The 17,828-nt window shown below is 28.6% G+C and carries 15 protein-coding genes; 1 reads left to right on the top strand and 14 read right to left on the bottom strand.

Going from position 1 to position 17,828, the window contains the following annotated elements; genetic code table 11:
• Positions 1-196 precede the first annotated feature (196 nt).
• Positions 197-1,039, top strand: coding sequence for an AraC family transcriptional regulator (locus ABD766_RS10600; RefSeq protein WP_344816666.1), 843 nt, complete (start codon positions 197-199; stop codon positions 1,037-1,039).
• Positions 1,040-1,245: 206 nt separating this feature from the next.
• Here the strand turns inward: ABD766_RS10600 and ABD766_RS10595 are convergent, their stop codons facing one another.
• From ABD766_RS10595 to ABD766_RS10530, 14 genes are all read right to left on the bottom strand, one after another.
• A complete protein-coding gene (locus tag ABD766_RS10595) occupies positions 1,246-1,584 on the bottom strand; it encodes a 7(1) septoil knot domain-containing protein (protein ID WP_344816665.1) in 339 nt (112 codons plus the stop codon).
• Positions 1,585-1,743: 159 nt separating this feature from the next.
• Positions 1,744-2,958, bottom strand: a complete 1,215-nt coding sequence (locus tag ABD766_RS10590; protein ID WP_344816664.1) for a hypothetical protein — start codon at positions 2,956-2,958, stop codon at positions 1,744-1,746.
• Positions 2,959-2,978: 20 nt separating this feature from the next.
• Positions 2,979-4,982: a penicillin-binding protein gene (locus ABD766_RS10585; protein WP_344816663.1), complete on the bottom strand. Its 2,004-nt coding sequence runs from the start codon at positions 4,980-4,982 to the stop codon at positions 2,979-2,981.
• Positions 4,983-5,026: 44 nt separating this feature from the next.
• Complete coding sequence (locus ABD766_RS10580; RefSeq protein ID WP_344816662.1) at positions 5,027-5,368, bottom strand: DUF3127 domain-containing protein; 342 nt, start codon at positions 5,366-5,368, stop codon at positions 5,027-5,029.
• A 65-nt stretch (positions 5,369-5,433) separates the two neighbouring features.
• Positions 5,434-6,522: a reverse transcriptase family protein gene (locus ABD766_RS10575; RefSeq protein WP_344816661.1), complete on the bottom strand. Its 1,089-nt coding sequence runs from the start codon at positions 6,520-6,522 to the stop codon at positions 5,434-5,436.
• Between the two features lie 167 nt (positions 6,523-6,689).
• Entirely contained in the window at positions 6,690-7,661 is a 972-nt protein-coding gene (locus tag ABD766_RS10570; protein WP_344816660.1) for a DnaB-like helicase C-terminal domain-containing protein, read from the bottom strand.
• Positions 7,662-7,752: 91 nt separating this feature from the next.
• Entirely contained in the window at positions 7,753-8,721 is a 969-nt protein-coding gene (locus tag ABD766_RS10565; protein WP_344816659.1) for an ADP-ribosylglycohydrolase family protein, read from the bottom strand.
• A 70-nt stretch (positions 8,722-8,791) separates the two neighbouring features.
• Positions 8,792-9,376, bottom strand: coding sequence for a matrixin family metalloprotease (locus ABD766_RS10560; RefSeq protein ID WP_344816658.1), 585 nt, complete (start codon positions 9,374-9,376; stop codon positions 8,792-8,794).
• A gap of 38 nt (positions 9,377-9,414) precedes the next feature.
• Positions 9,415-9,966, bottom strand: a complete 552-nt coding sequence (locus ABD766_RS10555; protein WP_344816657.1) for a hypothetical protein — start codon at positions 9,964-9,966, stop codon at positions 9,415-9,417.
• A 99-nt stretch (positions 9,967-10,065) separates the two neighbouring features.
• Complete coding sequence (locus tag ABD766_RS10550) at positions 10,066-11,538, bottom strand: Lcl domain-containing protein (RefSeq protein ID WP_344816656.1); 1,473 nt, start codon at positions 11,536-11,538, stop codon at positions 10,066-10,068.
• 29 nt (positions 11,539-11,567) lie between these two features.
• Entirely contained in the window at positions 11,568-13,424 is a 1,857-nt protein-coding gene (locus tag ABD766_RS10545; RefSeq protein WP_344816655.1) for a BACON domain-containing protein, read from the bottom strand.
• Between the two features lie 6 nt (positions 13,425-13,430).
• Entirely contained in the window at positions 13,431-14,426 is a 996-nt protein-coding gene (locus ABD766_RS10540) for a hypothetical protein (RefSeq protein ID WP_344816654.1), read from the bottom strand.
• 20 nt (positions 14,427-14,446) lie between these two features.
• Positions 14,447-15,391: a hypothetical protein gene (locus ABD766_RS10535; RefSeq protein ID WP_344816653.1), complete on the bottom strand. Its 945-nt coding sequence runs from the start codon at positions 15,389-15,391 to the stop codon at positions 14,447-14,449.
• Positions 15,378-17,828 (bottom strand): hypothetical protein, encoded by a 2,451-nt coding sequence (locus ABD766_RS10530; protein WP_344816651.1) that lies wholly within the window; start codon positions 17,826-17,828, stop codon positions 15,378-15,380. The genes ABD766_RS10535 and ABD766_RS10530 overlap by 14 nt, the downstream gene beginning before the upstream one ends.

Here is a 17,828-nt window from a genome sequence, read left to right as displayed (position 1 = left end):
AACTATTGATTCGTTTTGGTAAGATTTAACATTAATTTGTTTAATTATGACACTATATTGAATTATTTTTGAATGATTATAAATTTTAAAGTTTATAGTATATTATGAAATCGCCATAAACAAACTCGTTTGCTTGCAAACACCAATGAAAATAAAGCGATAACATATGACCTTTAAAAACAATAAATAGTTACATATGAAAGCTACATTAGAGAACATCCCATCAGAAAAAGGAACTTCGAGTTTTTATGCTTATCGTTTTCAGGTTCCCTTTTTTGAATTCAAATGGCATTATCACCCAGAATTTGAATTAACCTACATTGTTAAGGGCAGTGGCTATAGAATTGTTGGGAACTCTTATGAATATTTTAGCAATGGTGATTTAGTTTTGTTGGGAAGCAATTTGCCGCATACTTGGTCTGGTAAATTAGAGGATGACGTAAAATCGGATGCTGTAGTAATTCAGTTTTCTAAGGAATTTATAGCACCATTCTTAGAACTTAATGAAAGTGTATTGATTAAGAACATGTTGCAACATTCTGAAAGAGGAATAAGTTTTGAGATTGATGAAGCGTTAGTTTCAGAAATTACAGATTTGACCGAAGCGAAAGGAGTGGATAGGGTATTGAAGTTGATTTCGATTTTGGACGTACTCTCTAAAAAGCAAGCAAGGTTGATTGCACCAAATGCTTTTCATAATGTTGTATCTAAAAAAAATGAGCTACGGATTAATAAAGTTTGCTCATTTATACAAAACAACTTTTATAATAAAATTTCTCTAAAACAAGCAGCAGACTTAATTTATTTGACGGAAAGTAACTTCTGTAAATTTTTCAAAAAAGCCACAGGAAAAACCTATTCTGATTATTTAAATGAGTTAAGAATAAACGAAGCTTGCCGAATGTTGGTCCAATCAGAAAAAACAATTAGTCAAATATCTTTTGAATGTGGTTTTGAAACGCTTAGCTATTTTAATAGAGTTTTCTTCAATAAAAAAGGAATGACACCTTCTACATTTAAAAAAGAAAAGCAAATTTGATATTTGGATAATACACTTCAACTATACGGAAGTGCAACGTTGCCTGAGGATCTCGAAGCCAATGTGGGATTAACTACGTTGTTCCCAAAGAGGGAATCCTGGGCAAAAGATAAACTTAATGGTTATTAGCATTTTATTTTGCAGAGAAGGAGGCTACTTAACCATTATTGAATAACAATCTTTTTCAAGGTTTTAAGCTGAATATATTAGTACATTAAATGTAACTTAGATTGATTAATCCACCCAGCTTGGTTGGCATACTTTACGAAGTAGATTTTCAAATCGGCTTGATTGGCATATTTAACGAAAAAGATTTTTTTATCAGCTTGGTTCGCATAGTCTGTAAAAAACCATCTGCCTTCATTTTTGACTGCTTGATTTTGATATTTTACTTTAAAGACTTTTAAATCGGCTTGGTTCTCATAATCAACGACAAACACTTTTACATCGGCTTGGTTAGCATATTCAACAGAATATACTTTTTGGGCTGACATGTTAAGCGATAATAAAAATAATGTGATAACTAATAAGTAAACTCTTTTCATAATTATTTAGGGTATTAATTCATGTTTTATATTTTCTAGCAACTCATTAATAGTTTCAAATCGATGATTGGTGTCATAAAAATTCAACTTGTTAGGAATCTTATTGTCATTTATATAACTAATCATACTATGGATGAATTTTACACTTCAGTATTGACCTTAAATTATCTCAAAACTATCAGTATCATTTTTAGAAATATCTCGGTCATCATTATTATCTCCATAAGATACTCCTTTTTCTAACTGACCTAAATTGGGTGCGTCATAAAGAAATGAATTTTTCCCAGGATTAAACGAATATTTTATAGTATCAGTATGAACGCCTCTTTGAGCCAAATGAAATTTAAGCGACGATTCATTATTTATTATACCATCAGCAGTTGTTAAATTATAATCAATGTTGTGTACCTTATATTTCGCTAAAATTTTGTCATAATAGATTGTTATGATTTGATTGAACCGAAGGCAGTTTTTAAAATAGTCACTGCTTATGGAAATGTTTAGTTTTTTATCAATTTCTATAATTTTGGACTGTGGTGTTTTTTCATTAATAAAGAAATAAATGAAAAGCATCATATCCGCTTTTAACTTTTCATTTTCTGAAAGCCATTTCAGTAAATTCATTTCGTTATCAATTACTAATGTATCAAATAACTCCACTGCATTGGTAGCCTCTTGTTCAAGTAGCATGAAGTCAACTATTTGTTTTGAATTAGAATAACAATGATAAAAAAGTTCTTCATTTTTATATCTTAAATGAAAGATGAATAGGGTACTAAAAAAATCAGCATAGGTGTTGACCCATTTGATAAGTTCTTCTTTAGGTATTGATTTTTCTCGAAATTCTTTAATTTCATTTAATGCTTTTACTGCTTTGGAATTAATAAATTCAAAGTTAGCGTTAGGGATGAAATCGGACTTTTCTTCTTCATAAATTTTATAATATAGCGATTTCCCTTTTTTATTTCCGTCAAGGTCTGATTCGCAATGAAAATCATTACAATAATAAAGCTCTTTAATATTATTATTTTCATCGTTTTCGATAATTAACGGAAAGTTATTTCCTGATTTATTGCCACTAAACAACACCCCACATTTATTTTTATTTGGACATTCGTCAGATTGGCATTTTCCATCATTGATAGTCAAATAATCATCTGTCTTTTTAAGGTCCTTGAACAACTCGTTTAATTTGTTCAGAAACACTTTTTTTGAAACATCTTGATAGGTGTTACTTTCATCTAAAATCACTTCAAGAGCTTTCACGTCCATATTGGAAATTGCTTTAACAATAGTCTCTCTACTTCTTTTGAAATAAGTAACATCGCCCAACTCTGCAAGTTGTTGTAATAATTTTAGTTGTTCTGGAGTCATGTAAAATAGGAGTGAGGCTTTTAATTAATAGCTAATTCAATTGTTGTGTTTTTAACTAAAGGATTTCCTGAAGATATAGATTGACTTTTAACTTTTCCTACTCCATTCCCTTTCAATTTAACTTTTAATCCCATGTTTTCTAATAGAGCAACAGCATCCATTCCTGGCATTCCTTTTACATTTGGAATGACATTTTTATCGTTTTGAGCTTTAGAAAAATACTCATTGAATTTATTTTCTTGTTTATTCACCTTTTTGTTTACATCTTTAATTTCATTTGTTGTGGGTGAATCTGTAAATATCTTCTGAGCAATTCTTTTAAAAACAGGACCAGCAACATCAGCACCATAATAATTTCCGTTTTCGGTACTAGGTTTATGTACTACAACAATACAAGTATACTTAGGCTCCTTAACAGGAAAGAACCCAACAAATGAGGAAATATAGTGTTTATCAGCACCACCATTAATTCCATAATTACCTTGAGCTGTACCTGTTTTACCAGCTATTGAAAAATCTTTAGAGTAAATACTCTTTGCAGTTCCCTTCTTAACCACATTTTCCAATAGGGCTTTTAATTTCTTAACAGTTTCTTTAGAACATATCTTGGGATTGATAATCTCTTTTTCAAATTTTTTGATGGTTTTATTTTTATCTCTTATTTCAGATACAAATTGTGGTTTTATCATTTCCCCATTATTGGCAATAGCATTATAAAGAGTCAAGGTTTGAATAGGAGTTACTTCTACACCATAACCAAACGCCATCCAAGGTAATGATATTCCATTCCACTTTGGGGTATTGGGTTGAGGAACAAAGGGTATTCCTTCTCCTTTTAAACACAATCCTAATGGTTTATTAAGGCCCATATTATTAATACGGTCAACAAATTGTTTTGGGTTGTTCTTATAGTTTTCATAAACAGCTTTAACCAATACTGTGTTAGAGGATATTTCAAAACCTTTGGCTAATGAAATTCTTTGTGGTCCATCTCTGTGTGAATCTACCACATCTTTTCCAAAATAAGTTATCAAGCCTCCTTTGCGGTCATATACTTTACTGGTATCAACTTTCTTGTCTTCCAATAAGGCAATCATATCAATAAGTTTAAAGGTTGAACCAGGTTCTCCTTTTTCTCTAATGGCATAATTTAGTCTTTCTTTATAAATGGTGTCTTTCTCAGTTCTTCCTAGATTAGAAATGGCCTTTATGTGACCTGTTTTGGTCTCCATAACAATAACACACCCATGCTCTGCTTTGTTCTTTTGTAATGATTGCAATAAGGCATGATGTGCAATGTCTTGTATATATACATCAATTGTTGAAATAACATCATAACCATCTATGGGCTCAACTTCATTATCATCTTTTATAGGTTTATATTGACCTTTAGCAATTTTTTGTTTTAAAATTCTTCCATCTTTTCCGTTTAAATACATTCCAAAAACACCTTCTAATCCAACCCCATTTTTATTGCCATTTTTATCTAAGCCTATATAGCCTATTGTTCGTTGAGCAATCTCGCCAATAGGATGTTTTCTAACTTCTCTAATACTATCCATACGACCGCCTTTATAAATTCCTAATTTTAGAATTGGAAATGACTTTAACCTGGCATATTGAGTATAACTCAAATCTTTACCTATGAGCAAAAATCGATTTTTATTTGCACGGGCAGATTTTAATTTGAATTCATAAAAACTTCTTTTTTTACCAAACAATGAAGCCAGTGAATCTGACAAAGCATTCAAATTTTCATTAAATACTTTATCTGATGGTGAAACAGCATCAAACCTAACAATGTAAATAGATACTGATACAGCTAATAAGCTACCATCAGAAGAATAGATACTTCCTTTATTTGCAGGCACAACAAATGTCTTTATAGTGTTTTGTTTTGCTAATTTTCTGTAATGTTCACCATGAACCCATTGAATGTTGGTTAGCTTGAACACTATAGCACCTGCAAATATTAAAATTAGTAGGCCAACAAAATATATTCGATAATTAACAGCTTTCTCCATTTTAAAAAAATGTAATTTTCTAGACTATAAAAATATTCTTTTTTTTAAAAAGGTAGTCCATCATCTTCATAATTTTCTTCAGGAGTAAAATCTGACTTCATAGATTCAGTTACAATCATGTTATCTACAAGGTCAATTTTCCCTGCTTTAACATCGGTATACCATTTACCATTAAATTCACGACTTTCTAATTCAAAATCAATACTAAGTTGATTACCAATTATTAATTGCTTTTCATTGATTTTATCACCCCAAATACTGATGCATATTTTTTTAGGATATTGACCCTCAGTTTCTACAATAATGTCTTGTTTTCTCCACTGCCCATTTTTTCCAAATCCGGTTTGTAAAGGGAGTAGTTGAGTTAATTTTGCTTTTATGTTCATACTTATAGTTTTAATTTTAAGCAAAATAACAACTGATGTATGCAATTTTAGCGCACAGATAGTTATTATTGTAATTTAAGAATCATTTTAAATTCCTCTTTGAATTTTAGTACCAAAGCATCTTCTTTTCCACGTACTTGAGCAATAAAATTAATATACCCTTCTAATCGATTTAAAAAGTAGGAGGTATGGGTGTGAGCATTCTTTTGATTAAATGAAAAATGCTTACTTGCTGCTTTTGCAATACCATTTTTAGAAGCATCGTATAGCATTGCGCGGACCATTTTTAGCGTTTGTCTGTCTACATTTACTTTTTCATTCACCACAAGACCTGTAACGGTTTGTTTTCTGTTTTTAGATTTTAGCCGTGTTTTTTTAGTATTTATTTCAAACTGATTTTGTTTGATAATTTCAAAAATACTACGGATCATTTCTTTAGTAATTTCTTTATTAGAAGAGAAGGTCAAATCATCTGCGTAGCGGCTAAAATTGATTTGATTTTCATTACAAAACGTTATTAAATCCGAATCTAATTGCAAACAAATAAAATTTGAGATAACAGGCGATGTTGGAGCTCCAATAGGTAATTTACCTTTGTAAGTTACTAATAGGGCTAAAGCGTTAGCTATATCCTCATTAAATTTAAAATATTCGGATACAAATAATTCTTTGACTCTATAGGCTTCAATCGATGGAAAGAACTCTTTTAAATCAAGATTTAATAAGTGTTTTTGATTTACGTGGATTTTAGCATTATCAACAATATTACAAATCTTCTCTTTCTTATTGGGATTGATTACAAAACCATGAATTCCTTCAGGTCGTATCAAATGGTAATAGTTTTGTAAGTAGAAATTTAACCTTGATTGGATTCGCATTAAATTAGCATCAGGAGATTGAATCAAGCGATTACCACCTCTTTTCTTTGGTATAGAAAAAGTAATGTAGCTAGGCTTATTCATCAAATTACTAATTTTAGATAGTTGTGCCTTTAGCAGGATTCTCAAATCTGAAATTTTGACTACCGATAATAATTGAGAAACGAAGAACTCTTGTTCAAAGCGAAATATAACATCATATCGAGGCCCATAGAGGTACTTGTTGTAGTCTTCTAATTTGGAATGAATTTTATCTCGAATTAAATTAGGTTTCATGATTTAAAAAGCCGTTGGTTGATTATCTTTGAATATCATCTGTTTACGCAGGAAACAGATCTCTTTAGTACCTAGTAACACTATTGAGTGGATTGCGGAACACAACCTCTAAGTCATTTTTTTATATAGGTTTGACTTCATAATTTTTCTCAACGGCTTTTGTATATTTAAAAAGGAACTTCATTATCATTATTTAATTCCTTGAAAGTTGGTTTTTGTAATTCAGAAAGGCGGTCTTCGTTAAATTCAAAACTATCACCTGGTTTTTTGATAGAATTGAATTCTGTAAAGTTATCATTTCGTTTAAAATAACTTACTCCAATTTTACCATTTTTGTTTTTGGCAACCACAAGCATTAAAATACAATCTGCAGGAGTAAATTCATCATCGTCTAACTCCTCAATCATATAGTATTCAGGGCGATACAACAACCAAACTTTGTCGGCTATTTGCTCTATCGAACCACTATCTCTCAAATCGGATAATTGTGGTTTTTTACTGCTTCCTCTAACTTCAACAGCTCGACTTAATTGACTTAATAATACAATACAAATATTAAGTTCTTTAGCACACATTTTTAACACTCTACAAATATGACCTATTTCTGCCTCTCTACCAGTATTATATTTTCCTATGCCTAAGAGTTGCAAATAATCAATAACTACTATTTTAGTGTGGTATAGTTCCACATGTTCTTTTATTATATCGATTGTTTCGTTAATATTAGCTACTCCAATATCGCTTACCAACAATTTGCTGTTTTCAAGTTGTTTAGCGGCTAATTTTATCAAAGTAACATCAGAATCAATTAATTGGTTGCGAATCAGTTTGTCCACACTAATTCCTGTTCTATTCGATAGTATGCGAGAGGTGAGTGTAGTAGGAGTAAGGTCAAAGGAAAAAAACAAGATAGGTTCTCTATCACAAATATTAGAAACTAGATTAATGACAAATTGACTTTTCCCCATAGCTGGTCTTCCACCAATAACCACTAATTCGCCTAAAGATAAACCGCCAAATTCTTCATCTAAATACTCAAAACCAGTGGGTATTACGTTGTTATTGCCGTCTTTGTTTTCTATATTTTGAACAATTTCTTTTGAAAGGTTGCTTATGGATTGGGAGTGTTGGGTGTTCATAGAATTATTTTTTTGTGGTATAAAAATAGTAAAAAATTAGATGACTATTATACTATGATTTAGTAAAAAAAACTAATATTTTCGATAAACTTTATGCCATGCATTTATTGTTTAATTTATTCCCTAATTCTACAATGTCATTTAGTCTTTTAATAACTTTTATCCAATTCTCTGGTATATTTGAAATACCATAATAAAGACCTGCTAAGCCTCCTGTAATTGCTCCAGTAGTATCTGTATCATGTCCTAAATTGATAACTGAAAGAAGTGCGTTTTTATAATCACTTTCATTCATAAAACACCACAAACTGGCTTCAAGAGATTCTATAACATATCCTCCCGATTTTAAATCTTCTCTTTTGGTTTCTAAAATGTGATTTTGAATAATTCTTTTAAAATGTTGCTGTTCTAATTTGTCAAATTTAATATCATCCCATAATTGCAATACATCAGCTTTCATAGTAGTATAGGCAAGTTCTTTTTCTTCTCCATTTAATAAATATTCAGCTAACTTTAAATAAATAAAACAACTCATTGCTGCTCTAATATGTTTATGAGTTAAAGCAGAGGCTTCCCATATTATTTCAAATTGTTCTTTAATACCTTTCTTTTTGATATAAAATAATAATGGTAAAATTCTCATTAAAGAACCATTTCCATTATCTAATTCACTAGCTTGATTTTTAAGCGCTTTTAATTTTTCGTAGTTTTTATAGTCTACTATTTCTTCAAGTTCAGATATTGCATTATTAGTTGTTATGCCTATGTCAAAAACCTCACCATTTGCAGTCCAATAATTATTGTCTCTCCAATTAATAAACTTTTTAGCCATATCGGCTAAATCATAATTATCTGCTAATGATTCTGCTAAACAAAAAGTAAGTGAACTATCATCAGACCAAGTACCTACAGGTTGGTGATGAGTACCATATTCTGTCATTTCAGTGGCAGGATTTTCAATCATTTCAAAAGTCCTTTTAAATTCAAAAGGAACTCCAAGAGCATCACCTACAGCTACACCAAGAAGACAATCTATAACTTTATTAGATTCAATATTCATTATTACTATTTTTATTGAAAGTTTATCACTTAATAGTGGAATGTTTTTTTATGTAGTCAAATTAAAAATTTTATTTGTTTTTGTTTATTAATGCCATACATTTAGAACAAAACCAAATTTTCTCTTTATCAACTTGTTGAATTGTACCGTTTGCATCATTCATCATACATTCTTTATTGTTTGTACAGTGTTCTAATCCCAAATTGTGACCAATTTCATGTAATGCAACTTTTTTTAGTCGTTCTAACATTATTTGATTAGTGACTTTCTTTTTAAGTCTAAAAGTTGAAATAACACAGGTCTTTCCAGGCCTTAAACCAAGACCAAAAATACCCCATTCAGGAAATTGACTACTTTTTCTATAAGCAATATCTTTTTCTGTGATTATCAGAACATTTTGATTCGAGTTGTATTTGTTTAGTATTTTACTTGCTTCATATCTAGTTCTACTGCTTGCTAAAATATCATTAGTAAAACTAATTTTTGTTTTTATAACACAATCATATCCATAGAACTCTTTAATTGATTTTTTTAGATAAATCAAGTATTGTTGATTTACTTCACCGAGTGGTTGTATGTAAATTGTAGTAGATTTCAAATTTATAAATGATGAAAACAATATACTTAGCAATAATAAAAAAGAAATTTTTTTCATTTTATTGATTAAATTTAAAGAAAAGAGTTTTGTGATTTTCATTTAATTATTTGTTTATTTTCTTCATTTTTTCGTTTTAAAAGTTCAGAAATTACAAAAACAGGATCGTCATCAGTTTTTATCAAATTTGTAAAAGCCCAAAAACAATCTATTGTTATGTCATAATGTACCCTTAGATCTGAATGGATTTCTCCAGGAAACAACATATAAGTTACTAAATCACCATAATGAACAAATTCAACACAGTTATATTTCGTATTTACACTTACTTTCCCAAAGTTTAATAAACTGTTTAAATGAGATGCTAAAACCATTATATCTGTAGTTTTATGCTCATCAAAGCTATCTAAAATAAATGTGTGATATTTGAGGCTATTTTGAGTTACTTCATATCTGAATTTTTGTTCTTTTTCGTCTTTAAGATTAAATGTAGTTACAATGTATTTTTCATTATCAAATTGACCAAAATGCCAATTTTCATTTTTATGCATTTTGATTAATTCTTCCCATACTATTTTTGAACGTTTTTTAACGTTCATCAATCGATAGATTTTCCTTATTGTCTCAATAAATTTGTAGTAAAAACGCATAAATTGTATTTTGAGTTTTTTGAAAAACACAAACCCTATAGTTAATAAAAAGGTAAATATTAGATATTTAATTAAAAACATTTTTTTAAATACACTTATTTAAAATTTTCTAATTGCTCTTACATACATTAAAGTAGATTTAGTACTAGTACTAATTGATGAACCATTACTAAAGTTTATACTCCATGCTGTTGTTGATCCTACTTGAGATGAACTCCAATAGGAAACATTGCTAAAGCCACCTATTGAAGCTCTATTTAAATATAGTTTACTTAATTCATCTCTGCTTGGTAAATACCAATCTGTATATCCGCCTGAAGCTAAATTATTACATAATCTAGCTGCAATATTTGTTGTACCGCATCCATTGACAATTGCAGTAGTATTTGCTACACCTGTTCCTAATGTTGTGCTAGTTCCCGCTATTGATGTGCCAGAACAACCCCATTGCACACCAGTACTTTGATTTGTCGAAGTTGCTATTAAGCCATTAATTTGACCTGCAACATATCCATTATCACCAGGAACAAATATATAGGCAATTATGCCTCCTTGATATGATTGTCCAACTGTTAAGTTGAGATTAGCAGTAGTAAATGATATTACATTACCATATGAAGTGCCCACGCTATTTGTTGCATATGCTCTTACGAAATAAGTTGTGTTTGCCGTTAATCCTGTTAATGAACTTGTAAAAGAGCCAATTCCCGAACCGTTATTAATGGTACTATTAAAAATTGTTGGATTTGAGTTAGTCGAACTCCAACATATACCACGTGATGTAATTGTAGCTCCACCATCATTAGTAATAGAACCTCCACTGAATGCTGTATTTTGAGTAATAGATGAAATTTGGGTAGTTACAATTCCAGAAGGTAAAGTTGGAGATAAAGTTACAAATGTCCTTGTATTGCCATAAGCTGTCCCAACACTATTAGTAGCATATGCTCTAATATAATAGGTTGTTCCTGCTGTTAATCCTGTAATTGAACTGGTAAAAGAACCTATTCCAGTACCATTATTAGTTTTAGTGTCTAAAATTGTTGGATTTGAATTCGTACTACTCCAGCATACACCTCGAGAAGTGATTGAAGAAGCTCCATCTGAAGCAATATTACCACCACATACAGCAGTTGTTTGAGTTATTGATGACAAATTATTCGTTGTTATTCCATTCGCTATTGTTGCGGCTAATGTTGTAAAAGAAATATTTGCACCATAAGCTGTACCAAAACTATTAGTTGCATAAGCTCTTGCATAGTAGGTAGTACTTGGAGCTAAATTAGTTAAAGAACATGTATAATTTCCTAATGTAGCTGTATCAAATACTACTTTTGTACTATTAATTGTTGGATTGTTTGAGGTTCCATAGCAAATCCCTCTAGCGGTTAAGCTAGCACCATTGTCGGTTATTATGTTCCCTGAAACATTGGCTGTTGTTTGAGTGACATTACTGAATTCTATAGTTTTAACGGCATTTACTATTTTACCATAGTCAAATTCTTCTTCACAACTAATTAATAGTATGGTTATTAAAAAAAATAATATTTTTAAAAATTTGATTTTTTTCATCTTTAATGCTTTTTATTAATTAAACTATTCTAATCCCAGATATTAAATGATATACCGAAGGTCATTTCTGGTTTATTATATTCTATATCAAAATTTTCAAAAGAGTATCCTGCATTTATATTAATAACTTTAGAAACACGGAACATAATACCAGCATTAGCAGTAAAATAATCATCTGTACCCATATAAATGTCATTGGAAAGACCATAATCGTAAATACCGTAACCAACTCCTAAATTTAGGTAAAGCCTGTTACTCATTTTAAAATTAGGGCCTAATTCTAATTCACTTCTATTTAAAATTAATTGCCCATTTATTACCGTTTCTTCTTTTAAACTTGTTCTAGCAGAAATATGAAAACCAGTTACTCTACTACCACCGGTTTCATAAAATAGACCATATTTTGCATTTTTTCCACTGTAAAAGCCTAAGCTAGAAAATGATGACAAATTGCTTTTGTAGTTTCTAGATGATACGCTTTTTCGCTTCTGTTGAGTTTGGGATGAATTAATTTCACTGTCATTCTTGTTTTTAAGATTATAAGTAACACCAAACGTAAATTCTGGTTTATAAAAATCCTTTTCAATATCCATAAAGGATGCTCCTCCATTTATATTTATAGCTCTTGATATTCGAAACATTAATCCAGTAGTTGCTACTGAATATCCTGTTTTTTCTAAAAAAACATCACCAGCAAAATCATTATTTAATAGCCTTTCATAATATCCATAACCAAAACCTATGTTTAAATAAAGTCTGTTTAGTATCCTGAAATTTGGCCCTAGTTCAATTTCTGTTTTATTTTTTGTAGCAGTGCCATTTAAAATATCTTGTTCCGATGTGAGGCTTGTACGTGCTGATATTCGAAATCCAACTGTTTTTATACCACCACGTTCATAAATAAAACCATATTTTGCAATTTCACCACTTTGAAAACCTATACTTGAAAATGAACCTAGTTTTTTTCTTGGAGTTTTAACTGATTCTGTATATGAATTTGTAACTGATGCTTCTTGGTTTACATAAACTTTAACTTCTTTATTACCTGCAGTAATTTTAAACCAATCTGATCGAGATTGATTTGTATTATTTTGTAGGCAAGTAACAATAATACTATTAGAAAATTTTTGAAATGTACACCATGATGGTATTAACTCTATTGAAAAATTATTATTATTTGTAGTAACAATAATATTTTCATCCCCACCATTTTTTAAAAAATACAGATTTGCTTTTGATAAACTTAAATTTGTTTCTGTTTTCTGAGTTACACCTCCTTCTTGAGATATATTAACCCTAATAGTTTTATCTCCAGCTTTTACATTAAAATAATCACTTCTTGCAGTACTTTGATAATTAATACTACAATTGATAACAAAATAACTATCATATTTTTGTACAGTGCACCAAGAGGGTAATAAATCGATTGTATATGTTTTTGAATTTGTAGTAACATTTATATATTCATTACCACCTGAAGACCTTTGGTAAATTTGAGTTTTTGAAAGACCTAAAGAATTCTCTGTTGCTTTTTTCAATAAGTTACTAATATTATCTAATTGGCTTTTAGCATTATCATCATTAGGATTTGAATCTAAAATTGCTAAATAAAGTTCTTTTGCTTTAGTGTAGTTTTTACTATTAAATGCTAAATTGGCATTTTTTAAATTTTCAATACACTTTTTAGCACGTTGAGCTTTTGTAATAGCTATTTGTTTTTCTTCACCAATCGTAGATTTAATTAATTCCTTGTATTTTGCTTCAGCGCAAACATAATCTGATAATTTAAAACATTGATTTGCTTCTTCCCAAATACCTACTTGACTGTAAGCTGAAAATGGTAAGATAAATGCAAAAATTATTATTATTATTATTATTTGTTTCATTATAAGTTATTGGATTTTATTTAACAAATCAGAAATATCTTCATCAGTATTCGATTGTTTTCGCTTAATAACATCTAATACAATGTCAAATAAATATGGGTAGTCATTATATTTTATATCATAGTCAAAAATATATGGTAGTAGAACAGAAAATATCAAATTAAGTTTTAATTGTCTAGTTGCTTTGTCCATACCCTCTCCTGTGATATATTTTTTGTTTGACTTTTCATCATATACACTTATATTTATTAATGTTTCTTTTAATTTTAGAGAAAGTGTATTATAATTATCTAATTTTTCATTTAAGCTTCTTGTTAAATCAGACTCTCTTTTAATTTGGTTTAACTTGGTTTTAAAAACATTAAGTTGATTTAAATCGATTTTTTTATTAAGTAATTCTTTCGTAGTGAAATATGTTTCTAGATCAAATAATAATTGAGAAATTTCAGTATTATTACCAATAAGTTGTTTGTCTCCTTGAACAGATTCTATTGTTGAAAAAATAATTAAGTCATCAAACTTTTTATTTTTATAAAAATTAATTAATGAGGTAATAATCTCTTTTTTTCCTATTTCTTTTTCTCTAATTGCAACATCTTTTATTTGAGCATCTTTATCATTAATTAATTTAATATTTTTTTCGTTCATTAAATTTAAAACACTGTTTTTTTCAGAAAGTAATTTTAACTGTTCTTGTAACTTAACATTTTCTATTGTTAGTTTATTTTTATTTAAATCAGCTATTTCTCTATTAAGGTCTAAAATCTTTTTCTTAAATATAACCGAATCTTTCTCCAAAGTATTTAATTTCAGTTTTAAAATTGATATTTCACTTCTGTTTTTTTCAATAGATTCCTTTAATTCAATTTTGAGAGGTTTTATAATTTGACTTTTTAGACTATCATTTTCTAAAGTTAATTTTTTTAACTCTTTAATTAAATCCTGTGATTGTGCGGAAAAAGTACCACACAAAACCATTACAAAAAGTATAATATTTCTCATTTATTTATTTAAATTTTAAATTAATTATTACTGAAGAATGTCATTGCGTTAGAATTTTCTTTATTTAACTTAGCTATCAATTTTTCATATTCATTATCTAAGTTGGATACATGGTATATATCATTGTCTAATCCATTTATTTCATTTTTCATTTTTTTGTAGAATTCATCGGCATATGCACCAGCTGAATTAAAAGTATATTCCCCACTAGGGTCTTTCTTACTATACCAACCTTTATAGCGATCTATTTTACCATTTAAAAATCTAACATGAGCATTAAATAAAAATTTAGTTGTTTCATTTAATTGGTTGTGTAGTACTGTACAATTATTTACAAAACTATTCTCTAATTTATTATTCTTATAGGTTACAGCTCTTGATATTTTTTGCTTTATAGTAGTTATTGGGAAGGCCGAATTTAATTCATTATTGGAATAAGAAAACTCTTTACATGATGATATAAATTTGTTAATTTCATCATACTTACTTAGAACATTTTGAATTTGAATAATTTGTATATCAACCCCATTTCCTTTTTGGAGAAATTTGGAATTTTTTAATGTTTTACTTTCATTTCTAATAAAAGTTATGTCTTGTGGATTCCAATCTGATTTTCTAAAAACAGAATTTGTTAGATTTATAAATTTAACAACATATATTGAATATAAATTTTTTGAAAGTCTCTCTTTTGATTGATTGTTTTGTGATTGATTTTTACCTAAACGATTTTCACCGTAATAATCATCAATATCAAACTTAACATTTTCATATGAGGCTTTTAAATCTTTAAAACTAATAACTTTTAAAGTTTTTAATGCATTTATTTCCTCATCAATAATTTTTGTAAATTGGTTCTCAACTGGTGGAGGTGGAGGTGGCTCAACTAATGTTGTTAATGAGTTTATAACAAAAAAAGTAATTAATCCAATTACTGCTATAGCTAAACTAATTTTAATTGTTTTCATCAATTATTTCTTTTAAAGTTTTAATATTATTCTTTATGATAGGCTCATTTTTATCTATTATTTTTTTAACAAATTGATTTAATTTACTGTTTTTCAAATAGCTATTATTTTCAATTTGCTTCAGATAATTTTTCTTTTTTTTGGAATCAGTACCATCCAATTCCCATAATTTTAATGTAATAATGATGCTTTCTTTTATTTTAGGATCAGATACCGTATTTTTATATTCTTCTAATTTTATTTTTTTTATTTCATCTCCTTTTAGATACTTTTTTATATCTGAAGAAATGTCTGATGATGAATTTACAGAATTTCCGTCAGTATCAGCATCTGCTTTTTTTCCTGATGTTACACTAGTATTTTTACCTGTTTTCTCAGAACCTTTGTCTTCTTTTTTTTCTGCACCTCCAGTTGTAACATTTCCTGAGTTTTGTTGAGGTTCTCTATCTTTGTTAGGTGTTTTTGCACCTGGATTTACATGTGAATCTGTACGACTTTTTTCACTATCCTGTCGATTTATAATTTCTTCTATCTTAGATTCAATTTCAGGTAAACTTAAACTTGAAATATCAATATCCTTAAGCTTTTCTTTAAGTAATTTGCATTTAGTTTCATTTAATTTATGGATAGTTTTTTCAAAGGATTCCTGATTACTAAAATGTACTTCTCTCAACTTTTCAAAGTCCTTTTTATCAATAAGTTCTCTTTTGGTTATTGCACTTACAATACTATCACTTATTTTATTCCAATTGTCTATTTTATTTGAATTTTGCTTTTCCCAATTTACTTTGTAGAGTTTTAAAGTATCAAGGATAAGTTCATCAGACTCTAAATAATTACTTATTTGTTCTAATGAAATTAATTTCTCAATTGGTTTTGGTTTAAAAATAGTTTGTCTCAATCCCCAAACCCCAACAGTTAATATCAAAACACTTACTATTGAAAAAATAATGAATTTTGGTACTTTTGTAGGTTTTCTTTCTTTGTCAACTTTTATACCTTTAGTTTCATCATTGATTTTATTTTTTTCATCAATCACCAATGATTTTTTCTTTTCTTTGAGTTTAAAATATAATGATTTATTTCCATCATTTAAGGGATGATATGTTTGAACTTCTGATCTTTCATAATCATCAGCTTCAACAGTTATATTATAAGATTTATTCAATTCATGTTCTTCAAATTCAATATCATTTTCGTTATAGTTCCCTTTGCCTTGTATCCAAACCCTAAATTTTGGTATTGAATCATCTTGAAGGTGATTCTCTTTAGCTTCTTTAGCAATAATCTTTAATATCCTTCTCTCATTTAAAATTATTAATATGCTATTTTGAAAATCTTTATCGAAATCAATAATGTAGTTTTTAGAAAATAAATTATCTCCTTTTTTTGCTGAAACAGTCCATCTTTCATTTAAATCTTCACCACTAAAAGTAACTTGATTATTTAAAACTTGTTTTTCTGGTTTATAATTATTTTTATATGTTATAATTGCATCCGTAACTCTAGAGCCGGCTTTATTTACAACTTCAAAACTGATTGTTTTTACTTCTGATTCTAACTCAACTTCTTTTAATACATCAATTTTATTATCATTGCTTACGTTCAGAAAATTTCTTATTTCTTCACTATTTAATAAACTTCCAGTTATTCTTTTTTCTTTATAGTTTTTTTTAGAATAGACAACTGTTAGTTCATCTTTTCTAAATATTTTGTCTTTATTGCAAAGTTGTCTTCCTTTTGAATTTTTAATTGTAATTGAGACACCATTTTTTGCATTACCATGAAATTCTCTCAATTTATAAGATGGATTTTCCAAATCAATTTGTCCAGTTAAATCAACTCCAGAATTTCGTAAAGCATTAAGTGGATTTTCAGACTTATCTTTAAATTCTTTATTTATTAAATATACTTGTCGATATGGTATATATCCTTCTTGGTTTGGTTGGTCGAAATATTTGTGAAGTTCATTATTATTGGAAAAATATATCAATCCATCATCTAAATCACCTGATTGAATATTTTCTGATTCTTCGATAGAAACTTTACCTATTTTATTCTTGTATTCATTTGATAAAAGTTCTAAAAAAGTCCAATCTTCATTAACTTCATTTAAATTATTATCTATTATATATTTTTGACAATATTCTTCTGAAACTTTATCTAAAAAATTAATAATGTCCGTACCCGATAGTTTTTCATTATTTGAAAGAAATATTGAAAAAGCTATAAAACCAGTTCTTTTGTCGCCACGTACATCTCTAATTATTTTGTATTTTGAAAAAATAGTACTATTTGAAATAAATCGAATAGCGTAAGCACTTTGTCCAATAGCACTCGTTTTTGGGCTATCTGAAGTTACATCAAATAAACCACTTAGTTTATTTGATGTAAAAATTTTGCGACCTCCTTTTGTTCCGTGTATTACAATTTCCAT

This window comes from Flavobacterium cheonanense (assembly GCF_039539185.1).
GTDB lineage: Bacteria > Bacteroidota > Bacteroidia > Flavobacteriales > Flavobacteriaceae > Flavobacterium > Flavobacterium cheonanense.
Note: the sequence above shows the minus strand (reverse complement) of the source record. Positions and strands in the feature narration are given on the sequence as shown.

Bases quoted from the DNA above. Each gene is read 5' to 3' on its own strand.
- ABD766_RS10555 (WP_344816657.1), bottom strand. From the start codon at position 9,966: ATGCGTTTTTACTACAAATTTATTGAGACAATAAGGAAAATCTATCGA.
- ABD766_RS10560 (WP_344816658.1), bottom strand. From the start codon at position 9,376: ATGAAAAAAATTTCTTTTTTATTATTGCTAAGTATATTGTTTTCATCA.
- ABD766_RS10590 (WP_344816664.1), bottom strand. From the start codon at position 2,958: ATGACTCCAGAACAACTAAAATTATTACAACAACTTGCAGAGTTGGGC.
- ABD766_RS10580 (WP_344816662.1), bottom strand. From the start codon at position 5,368: ATGAACATAAAAGCAAAATTAACTCAACTACTCCCTTTACAAACCGGA.
- ABD766_RS10595 (WP_344816665.1), bottom strand. From the start codon at position 1,584: ATGAAAAGAGTTTACTTATTAGTTATCACATTATTTTTATTATCGCTT.
- ABD766_RS10565 (WP_344816659.1), bottom strand. From the start codon at position 8,721: ATGAATATTGAATCTAATAAAGTTATAGATTGTCTTCTTGGTGTAGCT.
- ABD766_RS10545 (WP_344816655.1), bottom strand. From the start codon at position 13,424: ATGAAACAAATAATAATAATAATAATAATTTTTGCATTTATCTTACCA.
- ABD766_RS10585 (WP_344816663.1), bottom strand. From the start codon at position 4,982: ATGGAGAAAGCTGTTAATTATCGAATATATTTTGTTGGCCTACTAATT.
- ABD766_RS10530 (WP_344816651.1), bottom strand. From the start codon at position 17,828: ATGGAAATTGTAATACACGGAACAAAAGGAGGTCGCAAAATTTTTACA.
- ABD766_RS10575 (WP_344816661.1), bottom strand. From the start codon at position 6,522: ATGAAACCTAATTTAATTCGAGATAAAATTCATTCCAAATTAGAAGAC.
- ABD766_RS10600 (WP_344816666.1), top strand. From the start codon at position 197: ATGAAAGCTACATTAGAGAACATCCCATCAGAAAAAGGAACTTCGAGT.
- ABD766_RS10570 (WP_344816660.1), bottom strand. From the start codon at position 7,661: ATGAACACCCAACACTCCCAATCCATAAGCAACCTTTCAAAAGAAATT.
- ABD766_RS10540 (WP_344816654.1), bottom strand. From the start codon at position 14,426: ATGAGAAATATTATACTTTTTGTAATGGTTTTGTGTGGTACTTTTTCC.
- ABD766_RS10535 (WP_344816653.1), bottom strand. From the start codon at position 15,391: ATGAAAACAATTAAAATTAGTTTAGCTATAGCAGTAATTGGATTAATT.
- ABD766_RS10550 (WP_344816656.1), bottom strand. From the start codon at position 11,538: ATGAAAAAAATCAAATTTTTAAAAATATTATTTTTTTTAATAACCATA.